A 15,759-nucleotide genomic window follows, 5' to 3' on the forward strand; every position below is an offset into this window, starting at 1 on the left:
CTTAAGCCCGCTTGGCCTCCGCCTTCGGCGCGGCGCCGCCGCGGCGCCGCCGCCGCGCCGCGCCCTACTCGCGTGCGAGCCGGAGCGCCCGCTCGGTGAAGTAGCGGACTTCGCCGTCGATGTCCTCGACGCCGAAGACGAACTTTCCGGACGCCGTCGCCCGCACATCGACGACCTCGCCGCGCCTGCGCGGGGTGGTGACCTCGGCTCCGGGCGTGAAGATGGATTCGCTCATGCGTCAGATCATGCGCGCACGGACGGCGGGCCGCCTCCCCCGTGAGGCGGACTCAGCGCGCCGCCGATCCCGACCTCACCGGGATGAACAGCGCCAACCCCAGCGCGAGCACGAGCACGATGCCGAGGATGCCGAAGTACGGCGCGCCGCCGACCGCGACGAACACCGCGAACGCCATCGGCGCGAGGAAGCTCACCGCGCGCCCGGTCGTCGCGTACAGCCCGTAGAGCTCACCCTCGCGACCGGGCGGGATGAGCCGCCCGAGGAACGTGCGGCTCGCCGACTGCGCCGGCCCCACGAACAGGCAGAGCGCGAGCCCGGCGACCCAGAACACGGTCTTCCCGGCGTCGTGCAGCACGAAGATCAGCGTCGCCGAAACGACGAGGCCGATGAGCGCGGTCACGATCACGGGCTTGGCCCCGACCCGGTCGTCGAGCGTGCCCACGGCGATCGTCGACACGCCGGCCACGACGTTCGCCGCGATGGCGAACACGATGACCTCGCCGGGCGAGAACCCGAACACGGATCCGGCGAGCACCCCGCCGAACGTGAACACGCCGGCGAGCCCGTCGCGGAACACCGCGCTCGCGAGCAAGAACCACAGCACGTTCCGCTGCTCGCGCCAGAGCCGAGCGATGTCGCGGCCGAGCCGCGCGTACGACGCGAAGAACCCGACGCGCTGGCGCCGTGCCGCGGCCGGCGGCCGGAACTCGGGCACCGCGAACAGCACGGGCAGCGCGAACACCCCGAACCAGACCGCGGCCACGATCATCGTCACCCGCACGTCGAGCCCGTCGTCGCCCGTGATGCCGAACAGCCCGACCTCGGGCTGGATGAGACCGAAGTACACGATGAGCAGCAGCACGATGCCGCCGACGTACCCCATGCCCCAGCCGAACCCGGAGACCTTGCCGATCGTCGCGGGCGTCGAGACCTGCCGGAGCATGGCGTTGTAGTTCACGCCCGCGAACTCGAAGAACACGTTGCCGACGGCGAGCAACACGAGACCGAGCAGCAGGAACGACGGCTCGGGCCGTACGAAGAACATGCCGAACGTGCACGCGACGACGAGCGCGGTGTTGACCGCGAGCCAGAACTTCCGGCGCCCGCTCGTGTCGGAACGCTGCCCCGTGACGGGCGCGAGCACGGCCACCACGAGCCCGGCGGCGGCAAGCGCCCAGCCGAGCTGCGACTCGACCGCACCGGCCGGCCCGAACGATCCGCTCGAGAGGTACACCGTGAACACGAACGTCGTCACGACCGAGTTGAACGACGCCGAGCCCCAGTCCCACAGTCCCCACGCGAGGACTCTTCCGCGGCGGGTGCGGGCGTCGCCGGTCGCGCCGGTCGCGCCGGTCGCGCCGGTCGCGCCGGTCGCGTCGGCGTCGAGCGTCGCCGGGTGCGCGGATGCCTCGGACGAGGCGGTGGGGTCGGTCATGTCGGCAGTCTCATTCCGTCTGGTGGACGGTGTCAGTATGGCCGGTGAATGACGGGTGACGGATGCCCCGCCCGGGGGACGTCGAGATCCACCGCGACCGGGAAGTGGTCGGACGGGTATCGCCCGTCGACGGTCGCCGTCACGATCCTGACCGCGCCCACCTCGGCGACGCCGCGCGGCGCGACGAGCACATGATCGACGCGCCGGTCGAGCTGCTTCGTCGCCTCGAGCGGCGCGAACGGCACCGCGCGGCTCAGGGTGACCGCGTCGGTGGCGCCGTCGCCGAGCGACCAGGTGTCGTCGGCGACGGCTGCGAGCGGCGCGAACTCGCGCTGGCCGGGGTCGCAGTTCAGGTCGGCGAGCAGCACCGCGGGTGCCGAGGGCGTGGCCGGGGCGAGCAGCTCGGCGAGCCGGGTGGTCTGCGCGAGCTGGTCGTCGGCGTAGGCCGGCTCCCACTCGAGCGCCGCGACGAGCACCCGCACCGAGGCATCCGGAACCCCCAGCTCGGCCTCGAGCGCGACCGGCGCGACCTGCCGGTGACTCACGGGCAGCTCATGCCGGGCGAGCACGCGGATCGGCCACCGGCTCACGAGCCCGACGCCCATGCGCACGCCCGCCTGGTCGTCCTGCTCGGGCGGGACCGGCTCGGGCGGCAGCGACGGCGCCGCGAACGCGGCGTGCAGGTCGAGATGGCGGGCCACGACGTGCGCCTGCGTGTCGTCGTCGGTGCCCCAGCACTCCTGCAGGCCGATCACGTCGGGCGCGAGGCGATCGAGCGTCGTGAGGATGCCGCGCTCGCGAGCCCGCCAGTCGGGCTCGAAGCGCCACAGCACGTTCCACGTGACGAACCGCATGTCTGCAGGCTACGCCGCGACCGTCCGCGCCGCGTTGCCGCTCAGCGGCACCAGTCGGATGATCCGCCGCTCTGGGTGAGCACGACGTCGCCCGAGTCGAGGTCCACGACGGTCGTGAGCCGGTCGAGGTACGACGGGTCGTGCGGGTATCCGTCGGCGCGCGCGTCCACCGAGACGGTCTCGATCGTCGCATACCGGCCATTCGGCGCGACGCAGTACTCGAGCAGCCTGCTGTTCTCGCCGGTCGCGTAGCGCAGGGTCGTGCCCTCACCGTCGACGCGCGCGAGCAGCGACTCCATGGCCACACCGCCCGCGCCGTCGCCACCGGTCAGCAGCACCGAGAGCACATGCGCGCCGGCCGCGTCGAGCTGGGTGACCCGGCCCGGGTAGGCCTGCTCGGGGAGCTCGGCGACCGGCAGGTCGTTCGGGAGCTCGTCGCCGGTCTCGAGGTCGAAGATGCGGCCGCGGTCGGGATCGGCGACGACGAGCAGGCGCGAGCCGGGCAGGAGTCCGCGCAGCTCGGCGGCGGAGCCGAGCGGGGTCGGCGGGGTGAGCCCCAGCGCGTCCACGACGAACAGCGCGCCGTCGAGGTCTTGCACCACGAGCGACGTCGTCCCCGGAACGAACCGCCAGTCCATGACCCGCAGGGGCTCGCCGTCGATGCCGAGCACCGGCTCGGGCGCGGCGGCCGCACCCGAGACGTCGAGCGTGAACAGCGTCTCGCGGAAGGCCGGCTCGGCGCCACCCGGCAGCGTCACCCCGTCGTGCACGAACGCGATGAGCGGATGCGTCGTCGAGCCGCCGATCGAACGCACGACGCCCGGCTCGGGCAGGCCCATCGTCTGCGTCGTCTCATCGAGCCCGGCGATGCGCAGCGTGTTCGTCTCGTCGTCCTCGATCGCGACCGCGACGACGGCGTCGCCCGCGTGGGCGAAGGCCTGCAGGCGCGGCGCCTCGACCACGACGGCCGGCGTACGCTCGGCGAAGCTCGAACGCAGCACGACGTCCGGCTGCCCGTCGGCGCTGCGTCGCGCCAGGGTGTAGACCGGGGCGTCCGCGGTCGTGAACCGGTGCTCGACCGACACCGCCGTCGGCTGCGCCTCGCCGACCACGCCGTCGACCGCGACCGTGAACTCGGTGTCGTACGGAAGCGGCTCGGCGAACTCGACGACGAGCGAGCGCCCGTCGATCGTGAGCGTCGCGGGCGCCTCGGGCTCGACGCGCACGTCGCCCTCGACGCGCGCGACGGGCTGGTTCATGGCGAGCACGAGGCGGCCGTCGGCCAGTCGCGTCACACGTTCCACATCGACGGATGCCTCGGCGAGCCGCGGTCCCTGCACGACCCCGGCGAACGCGAGGGAGACGGCCGCGGCGGCGAGCACGGCGATCGTGCCGAGCAGTCCGCGCCGGAATCGCCGCGACGCGGTCGTGGACGGCGCCGCCGGGTCGGCGGGATCGAGCAGCTCGGCCGGTTCGACGGTCTCAGAAGACATACGGCTGCTCCGGCTGCTCGGTCGGCACGACCGCGTCGGGCATGAGCACGAGCTGCTCGCCGCCGGCCGGGTCGAGCCCGAATCCGCCCGTCGCCTCGACCCAGTCGTCGACCTCGAACGTGTCGCGCCAGCCCGGCAGGTGCACGGCGACACCGATCGGCTGCGCGTCGACCGCACAGCACGTGACCGTGAACCGGGCGACGTAGAACGAGTCGTCGGGGTCGCCCGGGGCGGGCGTCACGAAGCCCGTGAGGGCGACCTCCTGGCCGGCGAAGGCCGTGGGATCCTCGGTCTGCCGCAGCAGCAGCGCCCAGTCCTTGACCGTGAAGCGGCTCGGGTCCGCACCCGCGAGGCTCGGCGCATCGCCCGCGAGGTCGGCGGTCGTCCGGTCGATGTCGCGGTCGACCGCGGTCGACGCCGTGAGCGTCGCCGGCGGGAAGACCAGCAGCGCGACCAGCGCCCCGACCACGATCACGCCGCCCAGCACCGCGCCGATGATCGCACGCCCCGCTGGTCGAGTAGCGCCCGAGGGACGAGGGCGCGTATCGAGACCCCGTGACCCGACCTCGGCGCCGGCCCATCTGGTCTCGATACGCTCGCTGGCGCTCGCTACTCGACCGGCGGACTGTTCCGGGTGGTGCTCGTGCTCATGATCGTCCTCCTCGTCGCGGCCCGGCACGAGCGCGAGCGCGAGCAGCGCGAGCACGCCGCCGACGATCGCCATGATCGCCGTGAACCCGAAATACCGCGGATGGATGTACAGTCCGAGCTGGCCCGTCACGGTGAGCCAGACGGTCGCGACGACGCCGATGAGGGTCAGCGCGACGCCCTTCCAGCGTTCGATGAGCCTAGGCCACAAGATTGACCCCCAACCCGATGGCGGCGCTCGCGAGCCCGACGATCGCTGTCAGCTGCACGAGCGTCCGCGCGGTGAACGTCGTACGCATGAGCGCGAGCATCTTGATGTCGATCATGGGACCGAACACGAGAAACGCGACGATCGCGCCCGGCATGAACGTCGACCCGAACGACAGCACGAAGAACGCGTCGACGTTGGCGCAGATCGAGATGACGAACGCGAGCAGCATGAGCGCGAACACCGACAGGATCGGGTTCTGGCCGAGCGTGATGAGGAAGTCGCGCGACACCGCGACCTGGATGAGCCCCGCGATCGCCGAGCCGACGAACAGCGCAGGCAGCATCGCGCTCGTCTCCTCGGCGAACATGCGCGCGGCCTTGCGGGGCTTCGACGAGGCATCCGAACCGGGGTGGGCGCACGCCGCCTGGAACCGGGGCGTCAGCAGCGACATGGGCTGCGGGTGGCGGCTGTACACCCACCCGACGAGGTTCGCGACGAGGAAGCCGCCCGCGATGCGGGCGATAAGGATGCCGTCGTCCCAGCCGAACGCCTGATACGTGGTGATGATCGTGACCGGGTTGAGGATGGGTGCGGCGAGCAGGAACGTCATGGACTCGCCGACCGTGAGGCCGCGCTGGATGAGCCCGCGCGCGAGCGGCACGTTGCCGCATTCGCACACCGGGAGCAGCACGCCGAGCAGCGACACCACGATGCGGCGCAGCACGGGATTGCGGGGGAGGCGCCGGATCAGGAAGTCCTCGGGCAGGAACAGCTGCACGCCGATCGACAGGCCGATTCCGAGGAACACGAACGGCAGGCTCTCGATCACGACGCTCACCGACAGGGTGATGAAGTCCTGCACCCGGTCGGAGAGCACGTCGCCGAGCTCGGCGGGCGCGACGAGGCGGATCGCGACGAGCGCGAGGATGCCGGCGATGCCGATGCCGATGCCGACGGACCTGGCGCGCGGGCGGCGCGGCGGGGCGAGCGTCTGGGACATCCCGATCAAGGGTAGGCGAGTCGTGGCCGCGAAGCTGGCGATCCGCCCGCGGGGCGCGACGTGCGCGGGACGCCCGGCGTCAGGCGGCGGGTGCGAGGTCCGTGACGAGCGTCGGCACGCTCACGAAGCTCATGCGTGCCGCTTCGACGACCACGACCGGGCTGACGCCCGTGCCCGGGTCGACGGGGCCCGTGAACGCGCCGGCCACGGGGTCGTCGGTCTGCGTGTACCCGTTCTCGGAGAGCACCCGCGCCCACGCGTCCTGCTCGCCATCGGCGACGTGGAGCTGCACGACGGTCAGGTGGACGTCCGAGTCCGGCCGCGCCCAGGTGCAGGCGGTGCCGCCCGCGGCGGCGAACTGGGCGGCGAGCGGGTAGCCCTGCGTGGCGCCCTCGCTGACCTCGAGTCCCTGCTCGGCGAGTGCCGTGGCCGCCTCCGGGGTCAGGACCGCGTCGCACGTGATCGGCTCGGGCTCGGGCTCCGGGGCGGGTGCAGCCTCGGTGGGCTCCTCCGCGGGGGCGCTCGGCTCGGCGCTCGCGCTCGCCGACGGCGACGCGGTGCGCGTCGGCGCGGGGCTCGCGGACGGCTCCGGCGAGGACGCGCACCCGCCGAGCAGCAGCAGCCCGCAGGCGAGGAGTGCGGTGCCGCCGAGGCGGAGCGAGGCGGTGGTCGCGGATCGAGCGGTCACTCCCGCAGCCTACCGATTGCCCCCGATGCGTTTCCCCACGTGAGGACCGGCCGGTCGCGCGGCGGCACGGCCGGCGCTGGCTGAAGGTGTGCTGAGAGTTGAGTCGATCACGCTCAAGTTTCGCGAAGTTCACTTGACATGTGCCGAGGGCTTTGCCAAGCTTGAGTCGTCGAGGCTCAAGTCTTGACGACCTGATGACTTTGGAGAGAACACACATGTCACGTGCAGTTGGTATCGACCTCGGCACCACGAACTCGGTGGTTTCGGCCCTCGAGGGTGGCGAGCCGACGGTCATCCCGAACGCGGAAGGATTCCGCACCACCCCGTCGGTGGTCGCGTTCACGAAGGACGGCGAGGTGCTCGTCGGCGAGACCGCCAAGCGCCAGGCCGTGACGAACGTCGACCGCACCATCTCGTCGGTCAAGCGCCACATGGGCACCGACTGGAAGACCGAGATCGACGGCAAGACCTACACGCCGCAGGAGATCTCGGCGCGCATCCTGCAGAAGCTCAAGCGCGACGCCGAGTCCTACCTGGGCGACACCGTCACCGACGCGGTCATCACCGTGCCGGCGTACTTCAACGACGCCGAGCGCCAGGCCACGAAGGAGGCCGGCGAGATCGCGGGCCTCAACGTCCTGCGCATCATCAACGAGCCCACCGCGGCGGCGCTCGCGTACGGCCTCGACAAGGGCAAGGAAGACGAGCTCATCCTGGTCTTCGACCTCGGTGGCGGCACGTTCGACGTGTCCCTCCTCGAGGTGGGCAAGGACGACGACTTCTCGACCATCCAGGTCCGGGCGACGTCGGGCGACAACCGCCTCGGCGGCGACGACTGGGACGAGCGCATCGTCGAGTGGCTGATCAAGCGGTTCAAGGACTCGACCGGCGTCGACGTCTCGAACGACAAGATCGCGAAGCAGCGCCTCAAGGAGGCCGCCGAGCAGGCGAAGAAGGAGCTCTCGAGCTCCATGTCGACGAACATCCAGCTCCCGTACCTCTCGCTCACCGAGAACGGCCCAGCGAACCTCGACGAGACGCTCACGCGCGCGCAGTTCGAGAACATGACCTCCGACCTGCTCGACCGCACCAAGAAGCCGTTCGAGGACGTCATCCGCGAGGCGGGCATCAAGGTCTCCGACATCGCGCACGTCGTGCTCGTCGGCGGTTCGACCCGCATGCCGGCCGTCTCCGAGCTCGTGAAGCAGGAGACCGGAAAGGACCCGAACAAGGGCGTGAACCCCGATGAGGTCGTCGCCGTGGGCGCGGCCCTCCAGGCGGGCGTCCTGAAGGGTGAGCGCAAGGACGTGCTGCTCATCGACGTCACCCCGCTGAGCCTCGGCATCGAGACCAAGGGCGGCATCATGACCAAGCTCATCGAGCGCAACACGGCCATCCCGACCAAGCGCAGCGAGACCTTCACGACCGCCGACGACAACCAGCCGTCGGTCGCCATCCAGGTCTTCCAGGGCGAGCGCGAGTTCACGCGCGACAACAAGCCGCTGGGCACGTTCGAGCTGACCGGCATCGCCCCGGCTCCGCGCGGCATCCCGCAGATCGAGGTCACGTTCGACATCGACGCCAACGGCATCGTGCACGTGTCCGCGAAGGACAAGGGCACCGGCAAGGAGCAGCGCATGACGATCTCGGGCGGCTCGGCGCTGCCCAAGGAGGACGTCGAGCGCATGGTCCGCGACGCCGAAGAGCACGCGGCGGAAGACAAGAAGCGCCGCGAGTCCGCCGAGACCCGCAACCAGGCCGAGCAGCTCGCCTACCAGATCGAGAAGCTCATCAAGGACAACGACGACAAGCTCCCCGCCGACGTCAAGTCGGAGGTCCAGGGCGACGTCGACGCGCTGAAGTCCGCGCTCGCCGGTGAGGACGACGACGCGGTGAATTCCGCGTTCGACAAGCTCTCGCAGTCGCAGACCAAGCTGGGCGAGGCGATCTACGCGTCGTCGCAGCAGGAGGCCGGCGCGAACCCGGGCACCCCCGGTGAGGACGCCTCGGCGACCGGCACCGACGGCGGCTCGTCCTCCGACGAGGACGTGGTCGACGCCGAGGTCGTCGACGACGAGGACGAGAAGAAGTAACCATGACTGACGAGAACCAGAGCCACGAAGAGCCGATCATCCGGGACAAGAGGCGGATCGACCCCGAGACGGGCGCGGTTCGTCAGCCCGAAGGCGGTGAGCAGGGCGCGGATGCCTCGACCGAGGCATCCGCCCCCGGCCCCGCCGCCCAGCCAGGTGCCGACCAGCCGGCCGGTGACGAGGAGCTCACGGTCGACGACATCCTGAACGCGGCGCAGGCCGAGGTGCAGGAGCCGTCGGCTGAGCACCTCGCCGACCTCAAGCGGGTCACGGCCGAGTACGCGAACTACCGCAAGCGCACCGAGGCGAACCGCGAGCTCGAACGCGAACGTGCGGTCGGGGCCGCGGTGGCCGTGCTGCTGCCCGTGCTCGACGACCTTGACCGGGCCGAGAAGCACGGCGACCTCGAGGGCGACGCACCCTTCGCGACGATCGCCGCGAAGCTGCGCGGCGCCGTCGAGAAGCTCGGGCTGAAGCCGTTCGGCACGCCGGGCGACGCGTTCGACCCGACGCAGCACGAGGCGATCTTCCAGCAGCCGTCCTCCGACGTCGAGGTCGACACCGTCGCCGACGTCATCGAGACCGGCTACCTGCTGGGCTCGACCCTGCTGCGCCCCGCCAAGGTCGTCGTCACGACCCCGGCGTAACCCCGCCCCGCTGGTCGAGTAGCGAAGCGTATCGAGACCTGGTAACCGATTCTCGAGAGCCCGTCACCGGGTCTCGATACGCGTCCTCCTTCGTCGGGCGCTACTCGACCAACGATCATTGAGCACAGAGAGGAGGTGCCGAATGGCCAGTCAGGACTGGTTCGACAAGGACTTCTACGCGACCCTCGGGGTCGCGAAAGACGCCAGCGAGGCGGAGATCAAGAAGGTCTACCGCAAGCTCGCCCGGCAACACCACCCCGATTCCAACCCGGGGGATGCCGCGTCCGAGGCGAAGTTCAAGGAGATCAGCGAGGCCTACTCGGTGCTCTCCGACGCCGAGCAGCGCAAGGAGTACGACGCGGTGCGCGCGATGGGCACGGGTGCCCGGTTCACCGCGCCGGGCGGCCCGGGCGCGGGCGGCTTCGACGACGTGTTCGGCGGCATGTTCGGCGGTGGCCAGCCCGGCGGACGCGGCGGCTACACATTCCAGCAGGGCGGCGGCGAGTACGACGATCTGCTCGGCAACCTGTTCGGCAGCGGCCGGTTCGGGCAGACGAGCGGCGGCTACCGCGGGTTCGGCGGCCCGACCAAGGGCCGCGACTTCACCGCGAGCACGACGCTCGACTTCATCACCGCGACCAAGGGCGACCAGATCACGCTGCAGGCCTCGGACGGCAAGCCGATCACGGTGCGCATCCCCGCGGGCGTGGCCGACGGTCAGAAGATCCGGCTGCGCGGCAAGGGCCAGCCGTCGCCCGACGGCGGCGAGGCGGGCGACCTCATCCTCACGGTCAACGTGCGCAAGCACCCCGTGTTCGAGCGCGACGGCCTCAACCTGCGGGTGAAGGTGCCGGTCACGTTCGGCGAGGCCACGCTCGGCGCGACGATCGAGGTGCCGACCCTCGGCGGCGACCCGGTGAAGCTCAAGGTCGCACCCGGCACGCCCAGCGGGCGTGTGCTCCGGGTGAAGGGCCGCGGCGTCGAGACGAAGAAGGGCACTGGCGACCTGCTGGCCGAGGTCCAGGTCGCGGTGCCGTCGCATCTCGGCAAAGATGCGGCCGAGAAGCTCGAGGCGTTCCTCGCGGAACTGCCGCACGAGAACCCTCGCGCCGACCTGATCGCACGGGCGAAGGCGTAGCCCGGCGATGAACGAGACCAGTCCGATGTTCGTGATCTCGGTCGCCGCCGAGCTCGCGGGCATGCATCCGCAGACGCTGCGGCAGTACGACCGGCTGGGCCTCGTCTCACCCACCCGCACGGCGGGCAAGTCCCGCCGGTACTCGATGCGCGACGTCACACAGCTGCGCGAGATCGCGCAGCTGTCGGCCGAGGGGGTGAGCCTCGAAGGCATCCGCCGAGTGCTCGGGCTCGAAGACGAGGTGACCGAGCTGCGCCGGCGTGTGCGCGAGCTCGAGACCGCGCTGGCCGACGAGATGCTCAACCGGCCCGGCCGGCGCGTGTTCGCCGCGGGCAGCGCGGGCGAGATCATCACGATCAAGGGCGGAACGCGCGTGCGCCGCGAGAACGCCGTCGTCGTCTGGCGCCCGCTCGAGCGCGAGTAATCTTTCTCCCCCCTCCCCCCGGTTGGTCGAGTGAGCTACGCGCCAGCGAGCGTATCGAGACCGGGTCACCGGGTCTCGATACGCGTGCTCGATCCTCGCGTGCTACTCGACCGGCGGGTGGGGGTGCTCGTGCCTCGCGGGGTCCTCGACCGGCGGGTGGGGCTCAGCGGCCCCAGGCGGAGGCGGGGGCCTCGACGACGGGCACGGGCGAGGTCGTCCAGTGCGCGCCGTTGCCGTAGTGGCTGGTCGCCCACGGCGAGGCCCAGATCGCGGCGGCCGTGGCGCCGGCGTCGGTTCCCGCGTCGAGGCCGGCCTCGATCGCGTCGTAGAACGAGAGCCGTCGCAGGCTGTCGGCGGCGTAGAACGCGCCGACCTGCAGGGTCGCGTAGCTGCCGAGTCCGGATCCGCCACCCGACCCGTTGCCGTTGTTCAGCGGGTTGTTGCGGTTCCACCAGTTGTCGGGCCCGTTCTCCTCGCGCATCCACTCGGTGATGACGGCGACGTTCGCCTCGGTGACGGGGAATCCGCCCTCGACGAGCACGAGCTTGGCCCAGTCGTGATTCGTCCCACCCTGCACGAGCGTCTCGGGGCCGGTCGACGCGGTGTACGACTCGCGCGAGACCGCGGGCTGCCGCGCATCTCCGGCGATGTTCACGCGCTGCACCGCGTCGCGGGTCGCGTCATCGGCGGATGCCTCAGCGAACGCCGAGCCGTCGGGCGCCGTCGCGTGCAGCGGGGCGAGCGCGACCGTGCCGACGAGCGCGAAGATCGCGGAGGCCGCGAGCACCCCGGCCGTACGCCGGAGCCGGCCGTGCACGGTCGTGCCGGGGTGCCGGGGCCGTCCGGAGCCCGCCGCCGTACCGGCCCGCTTCGCGGGCTCGCCGAACGTCGCCGCCTCGCGCGTGCGTGCGGCGCGTCGTTCCCCGGTGTGCCCCGATCGATGTTGGCGCATGCGGTGCCGAGGGTAGCAAACGAGCCTTGAGGCATCCATCCCGCCCGCGTCGCGCACACGGGATGCGTGGTGGCGCCGACGGCGGGTTGGCCGCGCTCGGGCGCCAGGCCGGATGCGATGGGTGGCCTGGCGCCCGAAGCGCTGCCGCCGGCGGGTCGCTCGGCGGGGGTTCGGGCCGGCGCGTGCGGGGAACACCTTCCGGCCCAGGTCCATGTGGTCCCCGGGTATGCCGCTCTGGTGAGCGGTGGTGGGCCGGCGCGTGCGGGGAGACACCTTCCAGCCCGGATCTTCTCAGTCCCCGGGTCGCCGCTCGACTGAGCGACTTCGGTCCGGCGCGTGCGGGGAACCACCTTCCGGACCGGTCTTGCTCTTCCCCGTGATTCCCACAGTAGCATACCGATATACCAAACGCAACACGTCGCTTTCTTCCGCGGTCGGTAGGCTGCCGGGGTGGATCTGAGTGCCGTGCGCCGAGCACCCGACGTCGAAGGACCCGGCCTCGAGGCGTTCGACGCGGCAGATCGGCTGATCCTCGACGAGGCGCAGCCGTTCCTCGCGAGCGCGCTGAGTGGGGGTTCTGATCCTCGCCCCGCATCCGCATCCGCATCCGCATCCGGATCTGCATCCGAGCCCGTGCCGCACGCCCGGCCGGGCATCGCCGTGATCGGCGACACGCACGGCGCGCTCGCGCTGAGCGTCGCGGCCGATCTCGGGATGGACGTACGGGTGCACCAGGACGCCCTGCTCGGCGAGCGGGCGATCCTCGCGAACGCGCAGCGGCTGGGGCTCGCGCACGCGGTCCGGGTCGAGCCCGCGACGCCCGCGCTCGTGCGCGACGCCCGCATCGTGCTGCTGCGTCTGCCACGTTCGCTCGACGCCCTCGACGAGCTGACGTCGCTGATCGCCGATCATGCGGCGCCCGGGGTCGTCGTGGTCGCGGGCGGCCGGCTGAAGCACATGTCCGTCGCGATGAACGATGTGCTGCGCCGGCGCTTCGCGCGGCTGGACGTGACTCACGCGCGGCAGAAGTCCCGCGTGCTGATCGCGCGTGAGCCCGGCGCGGCGCGGCCCGGGGCGCCCGCCTGGCCCCGCCGCGCCCGCGACGAGGCCCTCGGCCTCACCGTGGTCGCGCACGGCGGGGTGTTCGCGGGCACGACGGTCGACGTCGGCACGCGCTTCCTGCTCGACGTGCTCGACGCCGCCCTCGCGGGCGGTGACCCCGCCCTCGTGGGCGGCGACCCCGTCCTCGTGGGCGGCGATCCCGACCTCGTGGGCGGCGACCCCGTCCTCGTGGGCGGCGATCCCGACCTCGCGGATGGCGATCCCGGCCCGGGCCCGCGCACCGTGGTCGACCTCGCGTGCGGCACGGGCATCGTCGCCGTCGAGCTCGCGCGCCGCTTCCCGCGCGCCCGGGTCGTCGCGTCCGACCAGTCGGCGGCCGCCGCGGCCAGCGCCCGGCAGACCGCCGCCGCGAACGGCCTCGACGACCGCATCGTGGTCGAGCGCGCCGACGGGCTCGAGTTCGCCGCCGAGGCATCCGTCGACCTCGTCGTGCTGAACCCGCCGTTCCATGCCGGAGCCGCCGTCACGACCGCGCTCGCCGAGCGCCTGTTCGCCGAGGCCGGGCGAGCGCTCGAGCCGGGCGGGCGGCTGGTCGCGGTCTGGAACTCGCATCTGCGCTACCGGCCGGCGCTCGAGCGCCTGGTCGGCCCGACCCGGCAGGTCGCGCGCAACCCGAAGTTCACGGTCACGGTCTCCACGCGGCGGCCGCTCTGAATGACCCGAGCCGCGAAGGACGGCAAGTCCGTCGCGAAGGGGTGCAGGCCTCCGAGGATCGTGTCAGGCTGGGATGGTGACGGACACGCTCGAACGCACCGAACTCGACCTGGTGAACGACCCGGTGATCGAGGGCGTGTGGCGCACGATCGTCTGGGACGATCCCGTCAACCTCATGACCTATGTGACCTACGTGTTCCAGAGCTACTTCGGGTTCCCGCGTGCCGAGGCCGAGCGGCTCATGCTGCTCGTCCATCACGAGGGCCGCGCGGTCGTCGCGAGCGGCAACCGCGAGGCGATGGAGCGCCACGTGCAGGCGATGCACGGATACGGGTTGCAGGCCTCCGTGGCGAGGGTGGACCCGTGATCGTCGCAGGACGCACCGGGAGCGACGGCGTCCGGCTCGTGCTCGAGGCCGAGGAGGCCATGCTGCTCTCCGAGCTCGCCGACCAGGTCGACTCGGTGCTGCTGCTCGGCGCCGAGGACGATCCCGCGCTCGACCGCCTGCTGCCCAACGCGTACCCCGACGACCTCGACGCGGCACGCGAGTTCGCCCGCTACACGCGCGGCAGCCTCGTCGACGGCAAGCGCCAGGCGGCGCAGGCGGTGCGCGACGCGACCTCGATCGGCGACGGCGACCGGTTGGTCGAGATCGAGCTCGACCAGGTGCAGGCGTGGGGCTGGCTCACGTTCCTGACCGATCTGCGGCTCATCCTCGCCGAGCGGGTCGGGGTGGGTGAGGAGGGCACGCCGGATCAGGACGAGCAGCGCGACGACTACCTGCGTGCCGCGTACGAATGGGCCGGCTTCGTGCAGGGATCGATGCTCGAGGTACTCGACCCGACCGAGTCCTGACTGGCAGGCTGGTGCCGACCGCGGCACCCGGCCGCCCGAAGGATGGTGGACGGATGTCGCGTACGGACTCGGACCCGAGGCAGCGGCCGACCACACTCGCGCCTGATCGCGCGACCGAACGTGCCGAGCCCTTGCGGCGCGTGTTCCGCGACCCGGCGGGCACCGCGGAGTCGCTGGAGTCCGCGGCGCTCGTGCTCGGCGGCGTCGGGTTCGTCGTCGTCGGCCTGATCGCCTGGGTGGTGTTCTGGAACCGTGAGCTGCCGATCTCGGGCTCGGGGTCGCTCACCGAGTTCGTCGCCGTGACCTGCGCGTTGGTCGCCATCGCCGCGTTCGTGTTCGGGCGCCTCGTGCTCCGGGTGCCGTCGCCGACGCTGCGCGCGGAGGTCGGTCCCGGCCTCTCGGTCCCCGGTGCACGCCTGCACTGGTTCGACCTGATCGCGCTCGCGCTCGCGCACGCGGTGATCGTGCTGCTCGGCTGGACGGGCCTCGGTGCGGTGCTCGAGCTGAGCTTCATCGGCGCCGAGGTGTACGCGTTCCCGGGCGCGCTGCTCGCGGGCGTCGGCGCGGCCGTCACCATGTACGCCGTGTTCCTCTCCGCGGCGCGCCTCACACCCATGCTGCTCTCGCTCGTGCTCGCGGTGTTCCTCGTGGTCGGTGCGCTCGCGAGCATGCTGAGCTCGAGCGACCCGCTGTGGTGGCAGAAGAACCTCTCCGCGCTCGGCATCGCCGGGGATGTCTCGGCGCTCGCCTTCAACCTCACGCTCATCATCGCGGGCGCCATCGTGACGACCATCGCGAGGTATGGCACGGCGACGCTGCCGACGTCGACGCCGCGCGAGCTCAGCCGTCGCAACCGGGTGCGCATCGGCTTCGTGCTGATCGGGGTGTTCCTCGGCTGCGTCGGGATCTTCCCCGTGAACGAGTTCTTCTGGCTGCACAACTCGGTCGCCACGGGTATGGCGGTCGTCTTCGCGGTGCTGGTGTTCGCGCTGCCGCGGCTCGCGCCGTCGATGCCGCGCGTGTTCGTGCTGCTGGGATACGTGTTCGTGGGCGTGATCGCGCTGCTCGCGGTGTTCTTCGTCACCGGGTACTACAACCTCACGGCGGTCGAACTGGTCGCCGCGGTGCTGATCTTCGCCTGGATCATCCTGTTCCTGCGCAGTGCGGGCGTGATCCGGCGCGAGTCGCCCACGCAGGCCGAGTCGCCGATCACGGTGGCCGCCCCCACACAGACGGATGCCTCGGGCGTGTAGTGAACTGGTCCCCAGATGTTGGACTGGCCGAGTAGGAGCTTAGGGCTACGCCGC

General features: G+C 71.5%; 16 protein-coding genes. 8 read left to right on the forward strand and 8 right to left on the reverse strand.

What is annotated here, in order from left to right; all coding sequences use genetic code 11:
* Positions 1-64: 64 nt before the first annotated feature.
* From RH864_RS19020 to RH864_RS19050, 7 genes are all read right to left on the reverse strand, one after another.
* The gene (locus RH864_RS19020) at positions 65-235 is read right to left on the reverse strand and encodes a hypothetical protein (RefSeq protein WP_310519155.1); all 171 of its coding nucleotides are present in this window, start codon (positions 233-235) and stop codon (positions 65-67) included.
* 52 nt (positions 236-287) lie between these two features.
* A complete protein-coding gene (locus tag RH864_RS19025) occupies positions 288-1,673 on the reverse strand; it encodes an MFS transporter (protein WP_310519156.1) in 1,386 nt (461 codons plus the stop codon).
* Between the two features lie 32 nt (positions 1,674-1,705).
* Positions 1,706-2,527 (reverse strand): endonuclease/exonuclease/phosphatase family protein, encoded by an 822-nt coding sequence (locus RH864_RS19030; protein ID WP_310519157.1) that lies wholly within the window; start codon positions 2,525-2,527, stop codon positions 1,706-1,708.
* A gap of 41 nt (positions 2,528-2,568) precedes the next feature.
* On the reverse strand, positions 2,569-4,020 hold the full coding sequence (locus RH864_RS19035; RefSeq protein WP_310519158.1) for a hypothetical protein: 1,452 nt from the start codon (positions 4,018-4,020) through the stop codon (positions 2,569-2,571).
* Entirely contained in the window at positions 4,010-4,879 is an 870-nt protein-coding gene (locus tag RH864_RS19040; RefSeq protein WP_310519159.1) for a TIGR03943 family putative permease subunit, read from the reverse strand. Before RH864_RS19040 ends, RH864_RS19035 begins: the two co-directional genes overlap by 11 nt.
* Positions 4,869-5,879, reverse strand: coding sequence for a permease (locus tag RH864_RS19045; RefSeq protein ID WP_310519160.1), 1,011 nt, complete (start codon positions 5,877-5,879; stop codon positions 4,869-4,871). The genes RH864_RS19040 and RH864_RS19045 overlap by 11 nt, the downstream gene beginning before the upstream one ends.
* A 79-nt stretch (positions 5,880-5,958) precedes the next feature.
* The gene (locus RH864_RS19050) at positions 5,959-6,567 is read right to left on the reverse strand and encodes a hypothetical protein (RefSeq protein ID WP_310519161.1); all 609 of its coding nucleotides are present in this window, start codon (positions 6,565-6,567) and stop codon (positions 5,959-5,961) included.
* A 215-nt stretch (positions 6,568-6,782) separates the two neighbouring features.
* On the opposite strand from RH864_RS19050, the gene dnaK reads away from it, so the two are divergent.
* The 4 genes from dnaK (at position 6,783) to RH864_RS19070 (ending at position 10,869) form a co-directional block, all read left to right on the forward strand.
* On the forward strand, positions 6,783-8,660 hold the full coding sequence (gene dnaK, locus RH864_RS19055; protein WP_310519162.1) for a molecular chaperone DnaK: 1,878 nt from the start codon (positions 6,783-6,785) through the stop codon (positions 8,658-8,660).
* A 2-nt stretch (positions 8,661-8,662) separates the two neighbouring features.
* Complete coding sequence (locus tag RH864_RS19060) at positions 8,663-9,307, forward strand: nucleotide exchange factor GrpE (RefSeq protein ID WP_310519163.1); 645 nt, start codon at positions 8,663-8,665, stop codon at positions 9,305-9,307.
* 142 nt (positions 9,308-9,449) lie between these two features.
* Complete coding sequence (locus tag RH864_RS19065; RefSeq protein WP_310519164.1) at positions 9,450-10,445, forward strand: DnaJ C-terminal domain-containing protein; 996 nt, start codon at positions 9,450-9,452, stop codon at positions 10,443-10,445.
* 7 nt (positions 10,446-10,452) lie between these two features.
* Entirely contained in the window at positions 10,453-10,869 is a 417-nt protein-coding gene (locus RH864_RS19070) for a heat shock protein transcriptional repressor HspR (protein WP_310519165.1), read from the forward strand.
* 163 nt (positions 10,870-11,032) lie between these two features.
* Here the strand turns inward: RH864_RS19070 and RH864_RS19075 are convergent, their stop codons facing one another.
* Positions 11,033-11,821: a hypothetical protein gene (locus RH864_RS19075; RefSeq protein WP_310519166.1), complete on the reverse strand. Its 789-nt coding sequence runs from the start codon at positions 11,819-11,821 to the stop codon at positions 11,033-11,035.
* A gap of 450 nt (positions 11,822-12,271) precedes the next feature.
* On the opposite strand from RH864_RS19075, the gene RH864_RS19080 reads away from it, so the two are divergent.
* From RH864_RS19080 to RH864_RS19095, 4 genes are all read left to right on the forward strand, one after another.
* Entirely contained in the window at positions 12,272-13,597 is a 1,326-nt protein-coding gene (locus RH864_RS19080) for a class I SAM-dependent methyltransferase (protein WP_310519167.1), read from the forward strand.
* A gap of 73 nt (positions 13,598-13,670) precedes the next feature.
* Positions 13,671-13,964 carry an ATP-dependent Clp protease adapter ClpS gene (clpS, locus tag RH864_RS19085; protein ID WP_310519168.1) on the forward strand — a complete coding sequence of 98 codons (294 nt, stop codon included), beginning with the start codon at positions 13,671-13,673 and terminating at the stop codon, positions 13,962-13,964.
* On the forward strand, positions 13,961-14,452 hold the full coding sequence (locus tag RH864_RS19090) for a DUF2017 family protein (protein ID WP_310519169.1): 492 nt from the start codon (positions 13,961-13,963) through the stop codon (positions 14,450-14,452). The genes clpS and RH864_RS19090 overlap by 4 nt, the downstream gene beginning before the upstream one ends.
* Before the next feature lie 53 nt (positions 14,453-14,505).
* A complete protein-coding gene (locus tag RH864_RS19095; protein WP_310519170.1) occupies positions 14,506-15,705 on the forward strand; it encodes a hypothetical protein in 1,200 nt (399 codons plus the stop codon).
* The last annotated feature ends 54 nt before the right edge of the window (positions 15,706-15,759 follow it).

This window comes from Agromyces aerolatus (assembly GCF_031432255.1).
GTDB lineage: Bacteria > Actinomycetota > Actinomycetes > Actinomycetales > Microbacteriaceae > Agromyces.